Genomic DNA, 15,022 nt, shown 5'->3' on the forward strand with positions numbered 1-15,022 from the left:
GATTAAGCATTTAAGACGATGAGAAAAGGTATACACCCAGAAAACTATAGATTGGTTGCTTTTAAAGACATGTCCAACGACGATGTGTTTATTACAAAGTCCACTGCTGAAGCTAAAGAGACCATCACTGTTGATGGTGTTGAATACCCTTTGGTAAAATTGGAAATTTCAAGAACTTCCCACCCATACTACACCGGTAAAACCAAATTGGTCGATACTGCTGGTAGAATTGACAAGTTCAAGAACAAGTACAAAAAATTCAAGAAAGAAGAGAAGGAGACCGAGTAGGTCGCACTTTTTAACGAAATATATAGACGCTCTCGATGGTTTTCGAGGGCGTTTTTTATTTTTACGGTATGTAACCTGTTTGGGAATTTCAATCATAACTTCCTAAATAGGCCTTCAAAGCTGCGCTATGAACTATATCCTTTCCGACGGTAACCACCGCGAAGACCTTTTTCCTTTTACGTTCACGAGGCCGGTATCCGGGATTCGGGTGGGTATCTTAACGATTAGTGAAAAATGGGAAAAATGGCTGAAAGCTTCTTTGAGCTTTCAAACTGCGGATTACCTTTCTGAAAAGTTTCCGTTATCCGTTGCGGCTAAAAATACCGTGATTAATGGTAGTTATTTGCCTAATCGGGCTTTGGTGGAAGCCATCCGCACTTTAAAGATGGGTGAAGCTTTGATTGGGAACGATAGCTATATCGCTTATGTAACAGAAAACCCAGAAACGGGTTTTGAGGAATCGGCATACACAGCCATTCCTTTTGATGGCGAGGTATTGACCATTAAAAATACCTGGGATATCTTTTCCAAAAACGGGGAGGCACTACAGGCCGATTTTGATCTACTGACCGAAGGAAGAACCAGCCAGCCCATACCCGAAACCAATCAGATAAAGTGCCCCGAAAACATTTTTATCGAAGAAGGAGCCACAGTGGAGTTCAGTATTTTAAATGCGTCCACTGGCCCTATCTATATTGGTAAAAATGCTTTGGTGATGGAAGGCTGCAAAATCCGTGGTGGATTTGCGCTTTGCGAAAGTGCCATTGTAAAGATGGGCGCCAAGATCTATGGTCCCACTACGGCCGGGCCTGGCTGCAAACTCGGCGGAGAGGTGAATAATGCGGTACTGTTCGCCAATTCCAACAAAGGGCACGATGGTTTTCTTGGAAATTCCGTGTTGGGGGAGTGGTGCAACATTGGGGCGGATACCAATACCTCCAACTTAAAAAACAATTACGCACCCGTGCGGCTGTGGAACTACAAAACCGAAGGTTTTGCCAAAACAGGGCTGCAATTTTGTGGTTTGATGATGGGCGACCATAGCAAATGTGGCATTAATGTAATGTTTAACACGGGAACCGTGGTGGGGGTGAGCGCCAATATTTTTGGCAGTGGTTTCCCTAGAAACTTTATTCCCAGTTTTAGTTGGGGCGGCCCAGCAGGCTACACCACTTTTAGGACCAATAAGGCTTTTGAAGTGGCCGAAGCCATGATGAAACGCCGCAACATGGAATTCAACGATACCGAAGCCAAAATTTTGGAGCACGTTTTTGAGCTGACGGAGAAGTGGCGGAATTATTAGGGGCTTTTTTGCGTTTCGTTATCGCTTTGCGTATGAAGAGTAACGTGTAACGAAATCCACACTTTTTCGACTTATATAGCGTTATATTTAAGCACTCTATATCGAAAATGGCTAGTTTTAGTTGTTTTTCAAATACGTTATTAGTTGTAGTTATTTATATTTGTATATTGTTGAATCAATAGATTCAGTCATCTTATAATACGATATGGAAGCCTTAGCACATAAGTCCGAAATCAATAATACTTTTTCAAGTGTCAGAGCATTTTCTTTTAACGAAAAGAAAAGTCCATTACTTGATGAAGAGCGGGCCAATGCTTTGTTGGATGCGATTCTCGATTTAAAAAAGTCTTTAAAAGAGAAGACTGAAAAAATCTATGAGGTAAATAAGAGAATCGAAAAAATCACTTGGTTTGATGATTTAGATGAAGAAAGTCTCATGCTTCTTAATGACTTAATTTCGTCTGCAAAGGATTTGTTTTCTTCACTAATCCGGCAATATGTTTCCTTGAATAATTCTTTTCGGAAAAAAGGAGTTGCAAAACAAGAAATCAAAGATTTTAAAAATTCAATTGACGAGTTACGGGAATCATATGAAGATTTAGAATCCGTATTCTTTTTTCTTCCAGAAATGCCTGAATTTGTTGAAACCACTAAACAACTATCTTTGGTTTAATGACAATCTATTGTCTCGAAGATTTTAAAGTCGAGTTTGAAAAATTAATTTCAAAGAAGTCTTACAAATCTCTCGAACGAGAAATAATCAAGTATTTTTTTAACAAACCAGCCAAAGATTTGTGCTCGGGAACGAGGTTGAATCATAGCTCGGATGCACCCTATATAAAAAAACGTTTAAAAGGCAGAGGTGGCTTTAGATGTTATTTTCTTTTGATTATCAAAGAAGAAGACCTCTATTTGATGTTTGTCCATCCAAAAACAGGGAATTTTGGTTCAGAGAATATAACAGATGAATCCAAAGCTTATTTATATAAGAAAGTTTTGGATTGTATAAAATCCGATGACTTATATGAACTTGAATTAGATGAATATAAGAAACACCTAATATTCTCAAAAAAAAGTTGAAGTAATGTCATGACTATAGCTAAAGTTAGAAATATGAAATGTTTCAATGAATTTTCTACAGATACTAAAACACACTTTGCCTTTGGCTAGGTAGGCGTTCAGTTCATACAGCTAAGTTCGTTTAAAAACCATACATGCCCAATATCTTGACAAACAGTCTTCCTCCTCAACTTTTATCAAAAAAAACCAGCAGCACTACGCAACTGGCTTTTAAAAATTATACTTTTAAAAAGGTTTATTCCTTTACTTCAGGCTTTTCGGTAAACGGCGTTATTCCAAAGGCAGGGTACACATCAGAGGGGTAGTAAAAAGTGCCCCCGCGCGATACCATGGCAATGGTTTTAATGGCTTTAATGTCTTCCACTGGGTTGCCGGGCACCAAGAAGAAATCTGCCAGTTTACCGGGCTCAATACTTCCCAAACTTTCGTGCCCCAAGTATTGCGCCATATCGTAACTGGCCAATTTTAATACTTCGGCCGGGGTGTAGCCCAATTGTTCGGTGTAGAGTTCCAGTTCGCGGTGCAGGTTAAAGGCACCTCCCAAATCGGTTCCGGCCACAATTAAAATACCTTTGTCCTTCATCATTTTAAGGGTTTCCACGATTTTATCGTAGGCTTCTCGGTAGGCTTTGTCCTCTTCATCGTCCGCAATCTGCGCCAAGGCTATTTTTAGGCTACGTTGTTCGTTGGGTGGCATGTGGTCTACATAATCCAAGGCGCCAGGCGTTACCTCTCCGTTGCGGGAGAGCATCAAACGTTCGTGGATGGCCAAGGTGGGATCCATTGCCGTTTTGTTGGCTACGAACAAATCCAAGGTCTCTTGTACCTTGTCACTGTTCAAATCCAGTTCGGGGAACCGTTTCATGGCGGTGAGGCGCAATAAAGTACGGGTATCTTCTTCCGGTTCCAACACCCAGCCCAACATGGTCTGGTTAATGTGCGTCATCTCATCATAACCAGCATTTAGCATGGCATTGGCATTGGAAAAGGCAGGTACATGTCCGGTTACGAATAGGCCTTGGTCGTGCGCTTTTTTTACGATGGCAGGCGCCCAATCACCGTTCATGCTATTGTAGAGTTTTACACCGTAAAAACCTAGGCTGTCGTAGGTGTCCACAGCGGCCAAAGCCTCTTCCTGGCTTTCCACCAAAATACCATTATTACTGCTGTACGGGCTTTTTCCTTCAATAAACCCAAGGCGGGTAATGCGGGGGCCGGCGAGTACACCGGAGTTGATTTTTTCAATCAAGTTGCTCAGCACCTCGGTATTGTTCCCCATATCTCGGAAGGAGGTGACCCCTGCCAAAATGTTCAAAAGGGCACCGTTGTCGCCTGTGTGAGCGTGCATTTCGTACAGTCCGGGCACTAAAGCTCCCCCGTTGCCTTCGATGACCACTTCATTCTCACCAGAGGCATCGGGAGCCTCAATAGCTGTGATTTTTTCACCTTCTACGACCACGGAAACCGGGTCGGTCAAGGATAGTGTCTTTGGATCAAAAACCTTTACGTTGGAAATACGTACTTTTTTATCGTAGTTGTGGGCGTATTCTTTTTGAAGTTTTTCGTAGCGCTCTGCGGAATAGTTTTCGGCCAATTGGCGCAAATCCTTTTCTTCGGCTTCGTAACCATCCCGAACCACAATATAGCGAGGCGAGATATAGGCAAAGAAACGCTCCGAATCATCCATAATAAAATAGGAAGGATTCATCTCGGCACCGGACAGCGCATAGGTGGTCAAGGCCAATTCGCCCTCTCCTGAAGCGTTGGGTACGGTCAAATCCTCCATCTTGGTAAGGGTCAAATTACCTGCGGGGAGCACGGGCAAGGTGTTGTTGGGCGCGTCCATGAGCAAACGGGCTGCCAAAACAGCACTGTACGGACTTCCAAATTGGTTTACGTAGAGTTGTGGCGATTCCACAGCGGTGTTCCCAGAGCCTGTGGCATCGGTCCAAGAGGCTTCCCCGCCTTCGAGGGAGAACTGTTCGTCCACGGCATTGCCAAAGGTGGTGTTTCCGGTTATTTGCCAGTTTACGGGATAGCCTTCGGCGTTGAGCACAATAGTTTCCTTCATGGTTGGTCCACGACCGTTGTTTTTGTAATCGTAGTCAATAGTAATGGTGTCACCAGAGGTGTTGGTTTTGAGGTGGCCCACTTTGGTCTCGCTGATAATTACGGAGTAGTTCTCCTCACCTTGGTAGTCGGCCAAGGATGATGTGGGCTCTGTTTTACAGGAATAGCCGGCCAGTAGTACAAGGGCAACGACAAATAAGCGTAGTTTCATAGGGTTGGTTTGAGTTAAAGCTTCAAGGTAGCGAATTTTTATGGTTTTGTCTGTTATGTTGTCCGGTTCGGTAAGGCAAACACGGGTTTACTTTATGTTTACTTCAACTATAAAATCAGCTTGGTCAAAATCGCGATTATCCGGAAGCTGAACCAGCGTGCCGTATGTAGTGGTTTTATAGTCTAATTTTTTCTTCGACTGGAAATCAATAATGCTTTTAATATCGCCAGTAATGGTTGGGAAAAAGAAATTGTCGGTTTTCCAGTCCATAATATGAATATAGATTTTATCATCTTTTTGGGTTGATACGCCCCAACTTTGTGGTGGTATGGGCCCTCCCCGGGTTCCGTAAATGGAGGAGCCGTACTTTTCGGTCCAATCGCCAATTGTTTTTAGGGTTTTAATAAATTCGGGTTGAATTTTACCGTTGGGCATTGGGCCAACGTTTAACAGAAAGTTGGAGTTGTAGCCAGCAGCTCTCACCAAATATTGAATCAATTCCTTGGAAGATTTATAGGCTTTGTCCTGTAACGAAAACCCCCATCGCTGTGCCATGGTCTCCGCAGTTTCGAGGGGTAGGTTGCCCACTTCGGAATCGCCACTGAAACCTCCTTTGTTTTCCCCGGGCAGGTCTTTTTCAAACATCTGAAAGTCTTCACCAGCGTTGGGTGCTTGATGGTGATTACTTCCTATCATGGCTTGTGGCTGTAAATCGTGGATAAGGTCATACGTTTTTTGAAGTTGCCAGTCGGCCTCTTTTTTGTCCCACCAGCCATCAAACCAAACACCTCCAATCTCTCCATAATTGGTGAGCAATTCGGTGAGTTGACCGTTCATGTATTCAAGATAGTTTTCCCAATTGCCATTATCGGGTCTTCCTGTTTTCTTTCCGGTGTCTCCTCTGGGGTAATAGTCGTTATGGTGCCAATCTAGTTGCGAGTAATAGAGGAACAGTTTTAAACCATGCTTTTTGCAGGCTTCGGCCATTTGTTTTATAATATCCTTTTTGTAGACTGTCCTATCCATAATGTCCCAGTCCGTAAGCTTGCTGTTGAACATGCCAAAGCCATCGTGGTGTTTGGTGGTTATGGTGATGTATTTCATACCTGCCGATTTGGCCAAGAGCACCCACTCTTCCGCATTAAACTCGGTAGGGTTGAAAAACGCAGGTATTTTTTCGTAGGTCTTTTTATCAATGGACTGTGTTTCCATGACCCATTCGTGCACGCCCAATACAGAATACACGCCCCAATGGATGAACATCCCGAATTTTGCATCTTGAAACCATTCCCTGTTCTCGAGGTTTTCAGCAGTAGGTTGATATTCCTGTGCAAGGGATGGGTTGGTATAGACAAGGGTAATTAAGGATAGGATAATGATTTTTTTCATTTTGTTGCACTTTATGGTTGGTATAGGCAAACAAGTTAATTAAAAGATGTGGGAAATTTGATGGGAAAATGTGATTGATTGTTTTGGTAGGCAGTAGGCAGTAGGCAGTAGGCAGTAGACAGTAGGCAGTGGGCGATTAACCCTAAACCATAAACTCTGCACCATCCGACCATTTGCGATAACTCCCAACAAATCACTATCTTTGCGCCCCTAAAACGCATGGCAGGTATATGAACAAAAAAGTTGCATTTTACACGCTGGGCTGCAAGCTCAATTTCTCCGAAACCTCTACCATTGCCAGAAGTTTTGAAAAGGAGGAGTTTGAGCGTGTGGACTTTTCGGAGGAGGCGGACGTGTATGTAATAAACACCTGTTCGGTAACCGAGAATGCCGATAAACGTTTTAAAACCATTGTAAAGCAGGCGCAAAAAGCCAATCCTGATGCTTTTGTAGCGGCTGTAGGTTGTTATGCGCAGCTAAAACCCGAAGAACTGGCGGAAGTGGATGGTGTGGATTTGGTACTTGGTGCTACGGAAAAGTTCAAGATAACCGATTACCTGAACGATTTGACCAAAAACGATAGGGGAGAGGTGCATTCCTGTGAGATAGAAGATGCCGATTTTTATGTGGGCAGTTATGCCATTGGCGACCGTACCCGTGCTTTTTTAAAGGTTCAGGATGGATGTGATTATAAATGTACCTATTGCACCATTCCCTTGGCCCGTGGAATTTCCCGTAGCGATACCTTGGACAATGTGTTGAACAATGCCAAGGAAATTGCCTCGCAAGACATCAAAGAGATTGTTTTAACGGGAGTGAACATAGGTGATTACGGAAAAGGCGAGTTTGGGAATAAAAAGCACGAGCATACCTTTTTGGATTTAGTAAAGGCTTTGGACACCATCGAAGGCATCCACCGTCTTCGTATCTCTTCTATTGAGCCTAATTTGCTCAAGAACGAAACCATAGATTTTGTGGCCCAGAGCAATTCCTTTGTGCCCCATTTTCACGTGCCATTGCAAAGCGGTAGTGATGCTATTTTAAAGAAGATGCGCCGCCGTTATCTATCCAATTTGTATGTGGATAGGGTAAAACGTATCAAAGAAACCATGCCCCATGCCTGCATTGGGGTGGATGTAATCGTAGGTTTTCCAGGAGAGACCGACGAGCATTTCTTGGAGACCTATCATTTTTTGAATGAACTGGATGTTTCTTATCTGCACGTATTTACCTATTCTGAAAGGGACAATACCGTGGCCGCTGGAATGGACAAAGTGGTTCCCAAAAAAGTACGTAGCAAACGAAGCAAGATGCTCCGTGGACTATCCGCCAAAAAGCGTAGGGCTTTTTATGAGAGTCAATTGGGGACTGTACGTACTGTTTTGTTCGAGGGAGAGAATAAAAAGGGCTACATACATGGGTTTACCGAAAATTATGTAAAGGTAAAAGCACCATGGGATCCTACGTTTGTGAATACCTTGCACCAAATAAAGCTCACCGATATTGATGATGACGGTCTGGTGCGATTCGAATTTGTGTCCACCGAAATCATGGCATAAAAAAACCTCCCGATTTAGGAGGTTTAAATGCTTTAACTGATGGTTGGCTTGATCAGATGCGAATACCAACTGGTAACATTTCCTTGTATTGCCTATTTTTTCTTAAAAAACCTGCAATTTGAGGGCTTGTAGGTACAACTCTAAGGTTGTTTTCCTGAATTTCGTTTAAAACGGCTTTGATGAAATCCTCTTTAAATCCCTCTTCTGTAATTTCTTCTGGAATAACCAGTTTGGTCAAAAATACTTTGCGCTCTTGTGAAGAGTACTCAATTTTGGCTAAATGCCCATTGACGGTAGTTTCAAATTGACGCAAGAAACTATTGTCAGTGATTTCCAATGTTGTCATATAGTACTTGTTTTTTAACGACTCGTAATACCCTGAAAAAGGTATTTTAATGTTCCCCTGATTGAAAAATTGTATTCATAAGCGGGGTTAGCTGCAAAAGGGATACAAAATTAGTCAAAATATTGCTAATTTCCTAGTCCTTGCCGATATTTGGTATAATATGTCCGATAATAAAACCCCTGTTTACCTAATGCCAGGAATGGCTGCCAATGCATCCATTTTTGAAGGAATACAACTTCCGGAAGATCAATTTACAGTTCATACTTTGGAGTGGTTTATACCTGAAAAGGGAATCGGTCTTATGGAATATGCCAAAAAGATGTGCGAAAAGATTGAGGAACCCGACCCTGTTTTGTTGGGAGTTTCCTTTGGTGGTATGTTGGTGCAGGAGATGGCCAAAATTATCCCTGTTCGAAAAGTAATTGTGGTATCTTCTGTAAAAAGCAAGCACGAACTTCCCAAGAGAATGATTTTTGCCAAGTATACCAAAGTGCACAAATTGCTGCCCACAGGCTTGGTAAACAATGTGGAACTATTGGCGAAATACGCTTTTGGTGAAACGGTAACCAAGCGTTTGCACCTGTATGAAAAGTATTTATCCATCCGGGATAAATATTATATTGATTGGTCCATAGATCAAATCGTAAATTGGGATCAAGAAGTTCCCGCAGACAATGTTGTGCATATTCAAGGAGAACGTGACGCTGTTTTTCCAATAGCCAATATCAAAAATTGCATTACGGTTAAAAATGGTACCCACACCATGATCATTCATCGTGCCAAGTGGTTCAATGAGCATCTTCCCACAATTATTTTGAAATAATTTTATCTATATAATAGTATCTTTACAGTACTCTTAAAATTAATTGCTATGAAATACATCAAAAACATACTCGCTATTATAGGACTGATCGCTGTTGGAAGCACATTGATTTTTGCTGTGCAGTCGACCGAAATGGAAGAAAAACCTTTGATTAAGGAATCCGAGGCTGAAACTACGGACAAGAATGTGGCGGATACCTACCAGATCAGTGCCATAGAAATTCCCGAAGACCTTAATTTTGCGGGCGAACCGGTTCCGCAAGAAGACCCGGAAATTATGGAGCGTGTTGATCGTGAATTTTTGGTGAACACTTATTGGCAATCCAACGCTCTTTTGTTGATGAAGCGAGCCAATAAATACTTCCCGATTATTGAGCCCATTCTTAAAAAGAATGGTATTCCGGATGACTTTAAATATTTGGCCGTAGCCGAGAGTGGTTTGCAAAATGTGGTGTCGCCTGCCGGAGCTACTGGTTTTTGGCAGATCATGAGGGGAACCGGAAGGGAATATGGTCTTGAGGTAAACGATAACGTAGATGAACGTTACCATGTGGAAAAAGCGACGCAAGTGGCCTGTGATTACCTTAACAAGTGGAAAGACCGTTTTGGAACCTGGACCTTGACCGCTGCTGCATACAACGCTGGCCCTGCCGGTATTCAAAAATATATGGACATTCAGCAAGTGGACGATTATTACGATTTGCTGTTGGGGCAGGAGACAGGACGCTATGTGTTCCGTATTTTGGCCATAAAGGAAATATTATCAAATCGCGACAAGTATGGTTTTCAGTTGGATGAAGAGGATATGTACGAAAAGGCCCCAACTTTTACGGTTGAAGTAGACACAGCGGTAAGCAACTGGGCCGATTTTGCAGAACTTTACGAAATCAATTATAAAGTATTGAAGCGACATAATCCATGGTTGCGCGAACCGCACTTGAACAATGCTTCCCGTAAAAAGTATACGATCGAAATCCCGAACAAAGGGTATTACCGAGTGGGGAGCACGGGGAAGTAGGGTTTGGAACTAACGCTTATAGATTACGGATTTGTTGGTATAGACCTCTAGTTGTTTTTAGCGGCACAGTTACCATTTCGAATAGGTGATGTTATGTTGATTTTATGCTCTGCAAATATTCATCCGCAGTCATAACTGGCAACAAAGACTTTTTAAAGTCTTTTCCGTTCCTAGTAATAATAATATCGCAATCAGAATCCACAGCACTAAAATATTGTAGCGCATCTTCGAAATCTTTAAAATCGGAATTCAGCCCTTTTTCAATGATGTGTTCATCTAGTTCGCAGATTGTACATAAGATTTTAAATTTCCTTAATTTTCCCCTAGCAATTTGTGCAGATTCAAATTTTGATAGAAAGTAGTTTAAAGTTGCAAACGATATGGGTGAGACAACTAAAGTTAGCACGTCTTTATCGGCCAGTGTAGCAATTTTAGCTATGGAATCATAGTAAGGGTCTCTTTCTCCAAGTAAATCAAGAATTACATTCGTATCGAGAAACAATCTTTTTCTCATCTATTTGTATTTCTCCAATAAATAATCGGAATATGCTGTTTTGGAATCTAAGTCAGCAGGGATTTTGACTCCAGTAGATAAACTTTTAACGAATGGAGAAATTTCTACATCTGAACCTTTCTTGTCAGATGTCAAAGATTGCAAATAAGCTTCCACAATTCTGGACAAGCTCATTTTTTTATCTGCAGCATATTCTTTTGCTCGTTCAATTATTTCTTGATTAAGCTTTAAAGTTAGTTTTGTGTCCATAACCCAAACTTATTATACGTACAAATTTAATTAAAATATCCGTATAGTTTAAATTTGACCTGAATTTTTACACCCAATGTAATAGTATGTAATTCATTTTTTAATGAATTTATCAATTAATAAAAGAAACACCGTAATAATTGACGGTAATTCAGCACAAGTATTCAAGTCATTAAAAGCCGATAAAATTGACGAGGGCAAAATCTGGTTTGACAAAATTTTCAACCCTAATTTAAGAAAAGAGATAATGAGGAAGCTTGGGAAGAACCCTAAATCTTCTTCATCTGCTGCTGCATCATCTTGATCTGATCGGTAAGCATGTTGTTCTTGTCCAATTTCTTGGCCTCTTTTAACAATTGGGTGGCCTCACGCTTTCTGCGCTTTTGCATGGCGATGCCCGCCAAGCTCAATTTGGCCATAGCCACATCGTAATCCATGGTGAGACCAAATTTCAAGGCTTTTTTAAAGTACTTTTCGGCCTGCGTCAGGTTTTTTTGAGAGTAGATAATACCGTGCAGGTAGTTGTAATATCCCACTTGTTTTTTGATCAAAGCAGACTCGGGGTTCTTTATCTTATCAAGCCACCGTTGCACACCGTCCAAATCCTGCTTTCTCATTTTAAGAAAGGCCAATAGGATAAACTCATTTCTAAAATAAAGAAAAATGAAAACGAAGGATAGCAAGATCAATGCAATTCCGTTGCCAATGTTGCCTTCCACAAACTGGTAAACAGCATAAGCTATGATAAGAACGGCAATAACGAGCTTGATATTTTTATTGAACATACGGTCTAGTGATTTTTACCTGTTGTTAAGCGCTCGCAAAAGTACTAAAAACTTAATTAAATATTTTAAGTTTGGACTTGCCAAAGTAAAAAGTCTTCGTATATTTGCGCCCAGAATTTTTTAGGGAAAACAAATTTCCCGACATCAAAATCCATAAAACAGTTCGGAAATGAAAAGAACGTATCAACCATCCAAAAGGAAGAGAAGAAACAAGCATGGTTTTAGGGAGCGCATGGCGACTGCCAATGGTAGAAAAGTTCTTGCGAGAAGAAGAGCCAAGGGAAGAAAGAGATTAACTGTTTCCTCTGAGCCAAGACATAAAAAATAATGATAGTATTTATTATTTAAATTAAAGGTGTTACTTTTCCAGTAACACCTTTTTTTTGACATATAAGCAGATAACGAGAAACCCCTAAAGAAAATGCCCAAAAGAAAAGATTTAAATTCCATTTTGATTATTGGTTCTGGCCCAATCATTATCGGTCAGGCATGCGAGTTCGATTATTCAGGTTCCCAAGCACTTCGGTCGCTTAGGGAAGACGGTATCGAAACCATTTTGATAAATAGCAATCCCGCCACCATTATGACGGACCCAACTATGGCGGACCACGTTTATCTAAAACCATTGACAACGAAGTCGATCATTGAAATACTCAAAAAACATCCAAATATTGATGCGGTATTGCCAACTATGGGCGGACAAACCGCATTGAACCTTTGTATCGAGGCCGATGACAAAGGTATCTGGGAAGATTTTGGAGTAAAAATCATAGGGGTGGACATCGACGCCATCAACATTACCGAAGACCGTGAAAAGTTTAGGGAGTTGATGCTCAAAATTGGTATAGGTATGCCACCACAGGCTTCCGCAACATCGTTTCTAAAAGGAAAGGAAATTGCCCAAGAATTCGGGTTTCCGTTGGTAATTCGAGCTTCCTTTACGCTTGGAGGGGCAGGAGCAGCTATAGTACACGATCCCGCAGAGTTTGACGATATGTTGAGCTATGGCCTGGAAGTTTCTCCCATTCACGAAGTAATGATAGATAAAGCTTTGATGGGCTGGAAAGAATATGAATTGGAGTTGCTACGTGACAAGAACGACAATGTAGTCATCATCTGTACCATTGAGAATATGGACCCCATGGGCATCCATACAGGGGATTCCATTACCGTGGCTCCTGCGATGACCTTGTCCGATAGGACGTTCCAGCGCATGCGGGATATGGCCATCCACATGATGCGCAGTATAGGGGACTTCGCAGGTGGATGTAACGTTCAGTTTGCCGTGAGTCCAGATGAGAAAGAAGATATTATTGCAATCGAGATCAACCCAAGGGTTTCCCGATCTTCAGCTTTGGCCTCCAAAGCAACAGGGTATCCGATTGCAAAAATCGCTGCGAAATTGGCCATTGGCTATACATTGGATGAATTGGACAACCAGATTACCAAGTCCACATCGGCATTGTTTGAGCCTACATTGGACTACGTCATCGTAAAAATACCACGTTGGAACTTTGATAAATTCGAAGGTTCCGACAGAACCCTTGGCCTTCAAATGAAGTCCGTAGGAGAAGTAATGGGTATCGGACGATCGTTCCAAGAAGCCCTGCACAAGGCTACACAGTCACTGGAGATCAAACGAAACGGATTGGGTGCAGATGGAAAAGGGTACAAGGATTACGAAACCATTATTGAAAAATTAAGAGTGCCAAGTTGGGACAGGGTTTTCGTAATCTACGATGCCATTCAACTCGGTATCCCATTAAAACGCATCCACGAAATCACCAAAATAGACATGTGGTTCCTAAAACAATACGAGGAATTGCACTTCTTGGAGATGGAAATATCAAAATACACCATAGAGAGCTTGCCAAAAGCATTGTTGTTGGAAGCGAAGCAAAAAGGTTTTGCGGATAGACAAATTGCCCACATGTTGGATTGTTGGGAGAGTGAAGTGCACAGCAAGCGTATGGATTTGAACATCAATCGAGTGTACAAATTGGTAGATACTTGCGCTGCTGAGTTTAAAGCGGTAACGCCTTACTACTATTCTACTTTTGAAGAGGAAATAGAGACACCCGATGGTGAGCGATATGTGGCCAACGATAGTGTGGTCACCGATAAGAAAAAGGTAGTGGTTCTCGGCTCCGGTCCAAACCGAATTGGTCAAGGAATCGAGTTCGATTACTGTTGTGTTCACGGTGTTTTGGCTGCCGCCGAATGTGGTTATGAGACCATTATGATCAACTGTAACCCGGAAACCGTTTCCACGGATTTTGATACCGCGGACAAGCTTTACTTTGAGCCTGTTTTCTGGGAACATATCTACGATATCATCCTTCACGAAAAACCAGAAGGCGTAATTGTACAGTTGGGAGGGCAAACCGCATTGAAGCTTGCCGAAAAATTGGATAAATACGGAATCAACATCATCGGGACCAGCTTCCAGTCCTTGGATTTGGCAGAGGATAGAGGAAGTTTCTCCACATTATTGAAGGATAACAACATTCCTTACCCAAGATTCGGTGTGGCAGAAACCGCAGATGAAGCCTTGGATTTGGCCGAGGAACTTAAGTTCCCGTTGTTGGTAAGACCATCCTACGTGTTAGGTGGACAAGGAATGAAAATCGTTATCAACAAAGAGGAATTGGAGGCCCACGTAGTTGATTTGTTGAGAAAGATACCAAACAACAAACTGTTGCTGGATCATTATTTGGATGGCGCCATTGAAGCTGAAGCAGATGCGATTTGCGATGGTGAAGATGTGTACATTATCGGTATTATGGAGCATATAGAACCCTGCGGAATTCACTCAGGTGATTCCAATGCTACATTGCCACCGTTCAACCTTGGTGAATTTGTAATGCAACAGATTAAGGACCATACCAAAAAGATTGCGTTGGCACTCAACACGGTAGGGTTGATCAATATACAGTTTGCCATAAAAGATGACATTGTTTACATTATTGAGGCAAACCCACGGGCATCGCGTACAGTTCCCTTTATTGCCAAGGCTTATGGCGAACCTTATGTAAACTATGCTACCAAAGTAATGTTGGGCGATAAGAAAATAAAGGATTTCGACTTTAGGCCACATTTGGATGGGTACGCTATAAAACAACCTGTATTCTCTTTCAATAAGTTCCCTAACGTGAACAAAAACTTGGGGCCTGAAATGAAGAGTACCGGGGAGAGCATTTTATTTATTGATAGCTTGAAAGATGATGAATTCTATAACTTGTATTCCAGACGAAAAATGTATTTGAGCAAGTAAGTTATATCAATAGTATACTTGTTGTGTATTTTGAAGGTTTCTTATGACAAAAGCCGTCAATTCGAGTGAAATTCCAAAGGAATTTTGTATCGAGAATCGGGTTTTGACTTGAAA

General features: G+C 41.7%; 15 protein-coding genes. 9 read left to right on the forward strand and 6 right to left on the reverse strand.

The genetic code is table 11. The features are described from left to right. The first annotated feature begins 18 nt into the window (after positions 1–18). From AC13CS_RS08875 to AC13CS_RS08890, 4 genes are all read left to right on the forward strand, one after another. Positions 19–288 (forward strand): type B 50S ribosomal protein L31, encoded by a 270-nt coding sequence (locus tag AC13CS_RS08875; RefSeq protein WP_163627426.1) that lies wholly within the window; start codon positions 19–21, stop codon positions 286–288. Positions 289–415: 127 nt separating this feature from the next. Further along, positions 416–1,591, forward strand: a complete 1,176-nt coding sequence (locus tag AC13CS_RS08880; RefSeq protein WP_293164121.1) for a GlmU family protein — start codon at positions 416–418, stop codon at positions 1,589–1,591. Positions 1,592–1,796: 205 nt separating this feature from the next. Further along, entirely contained in the window at positions 1,797–2,264 is a 468-nt protein-coding gene (locus AC13CS_RS08885) for a Fic family protein (protein ID WP_293164119.1), read from the forward strand. Next, positions 2,264–2,671 carry a hypothetical protein gene (locus AC13CS_RS08890; RefSeq protein WP_293164117.1) on the forward strand — a complete coding sequence of 136 codons (408 nt, stop codon included), beginning with the start codon at positions 2,264–2,266 and terminating at the stop codon, positions 2,669–2,671. The genes AC13CS_RS08885 and AC13CS_RS08890 overlap by 1 nt, the downstream gene beginning before the upstream one ends. Positions 2,672–2,906: 235 nt before the next feature. On the opposite strand, the gene AC13CS_RS08895 is transcribed toward AC13CS_RS08890, so the two are convergent. Then, a complete protein-coding gene (locus AC13CS_RS08895; protein WP_293164116.1) occupies positions 2,907–4,952 on the reverse strand; it encodes an amidohydrolase family protein in 2,046 nt (681 codons plus the stop codon). A gap of 87 nt (positions 4,953–5,039) precedes the next feature. Then, positions 5,040–6,341: an alpha-L-fucosidase gene (locus AC13CS_RS08900; protein ID WP_293164114.1), complete on the reverse strand. Its 1,302-nt coding sequence runs from the start codon at positions 6,339–6,341 to the stop codon at positions 5,040–5,042. A 230-nt stretch (positions 6,342–6,571) separates the two neighbouring features. On the opposite strand from AC13CS_RS08900, the gene mtaB reads away from it, so the two are divergent. Beyond that, entirely contained in the window at positions 6,572–7,900 is a 1,329-nt protein-coding gene (gene mtaB, locus AC13CS_RS08905) for a tRNA (N(6)-L-threonylcarbamoyladenosine(37)-C(2))-methylthiotransferase MtaB (protein WP_293164112.1), read from the forward strand. Positions 7,901–7,952: 52 nt separating this feature from the next. On the opposite strand, the gene AC13CS_RS08910 is transcribed toward mtaB, so the two are convergent. Next, positions 7,953–8,246 carry a GNAT family N-acetyltransferase gene (locus AC13CS_RS08910; protein ID WP_163626701.1) on the reverse strand — a complete coding sequence of 98 codons (294 nt, stop codon included), beginning with the start codon at positions 8,244–8,246 and terminating at the stop codon, positions 7,953–7,955. A 160-nt stretch (positions 8,247–8,406) separates the two neighbouring features. Between AC13CS_RS08910 and AC13CS_RS08915 the strand changes: the two genes are divergently transcribed. Beyond that, positions 8,407–9,069: an alpha/beta hydrolase family protein gene (locus AC13CS_RS08915; protein ID WP_293164109.1), complete on the forward strand. Its 663-nt coding sequence runs from the start codon at positions 8,407–8,409 to the stop codon at positions 9,067–9,069. Between the two features lie 48 nt (positions 9,070–9,117). Continuing rightward, on the forward strand, positions 9,118–10,086 hold the full coding sequence (locus AC13CS_RS08920) for a lytic transglycosylase domain-containing protein (RefSeq protein ID WP_293164107.1): 969 nt from the start codon (positions 9,118–9,120) through the stop codon (positions 10,084–10,086). Positions 10,087–10,177: 91 nt separating this feature from the next. Here AC13CS_RS08920 and AC13CS_RS08925 read toward each other — a convergent pair whose 3' ends face one another. From AC13CS_RS08925 to AC13CS_RS08935, 3 genes are all read right to left on the reverse strand, one after another. Continuing rightward, the gene (locus AC13CS_RS08925) at positions 10,178–10,600 is read right to left on the reverse strand and encodes a type II toxin-antitoxin system VapC family toxin (RefSeq protein WP_014031406.1); all 423 of its coding nucleotides are present in this window, start codon (positions 10,598–10,600) and stop codon (positions 10,178–10,180) included. Next, a complete protein-coding gene (locus tag AC13CS_RS08930) occupies positions 10,601–10,849 on the reverse strand; it encodes a DUF6364 family protein (RefSeq protein WP_014031405.1) in 249 nt (82 codons plus the stop codon). Positions 10,850–11,118: 269 nt separating this feature from the next. Further along, positions 11,119–11,634: a tetratricopeptide repeat protein gene (locus AC13CS_RS08935; protein ID WP_293164102.1), complete on the reverse strand. Its 516-nt coding sequence runs from the start codon at positions 11,632–11,634 to the stop codon at positions 11,119–11,121. Between the two features lie 169 nt (positions 11,635–11,803). Between AC13CS_RS08935 and rpmH the strand changes: the two genes are divergently transcribed. Further along, a complete protein-coding gene (gene rpmH / locus AC13CS_RS08940) occupies positions 11,804–11,962 on the forward strand; it encodes a 50S ribosomal protein L34 (RefSeq protein ID WP_072882462.1) in 159 nt (52 codons plus the stop codon). 93 nt (positions 11,963–12,055) lie between these two features. Then, positions 12,056–14,908 (forward strand): carbamoyl-phosphate synthase large subunit, encoded by a 2,853-nt coding sequence (gene carB, locus AC13CS_RS08945; RefSeq protein ID WP_163626706.1) that lies wholly within the window; start codon positions 12,056–12,058, stop codon positions 14,906–14,908. Positions 14,909–15,022 lie beyond the last annotated feature (114 nt).

The organism is Flagellimonas sp. B-3, assembly GCF_056857835.1.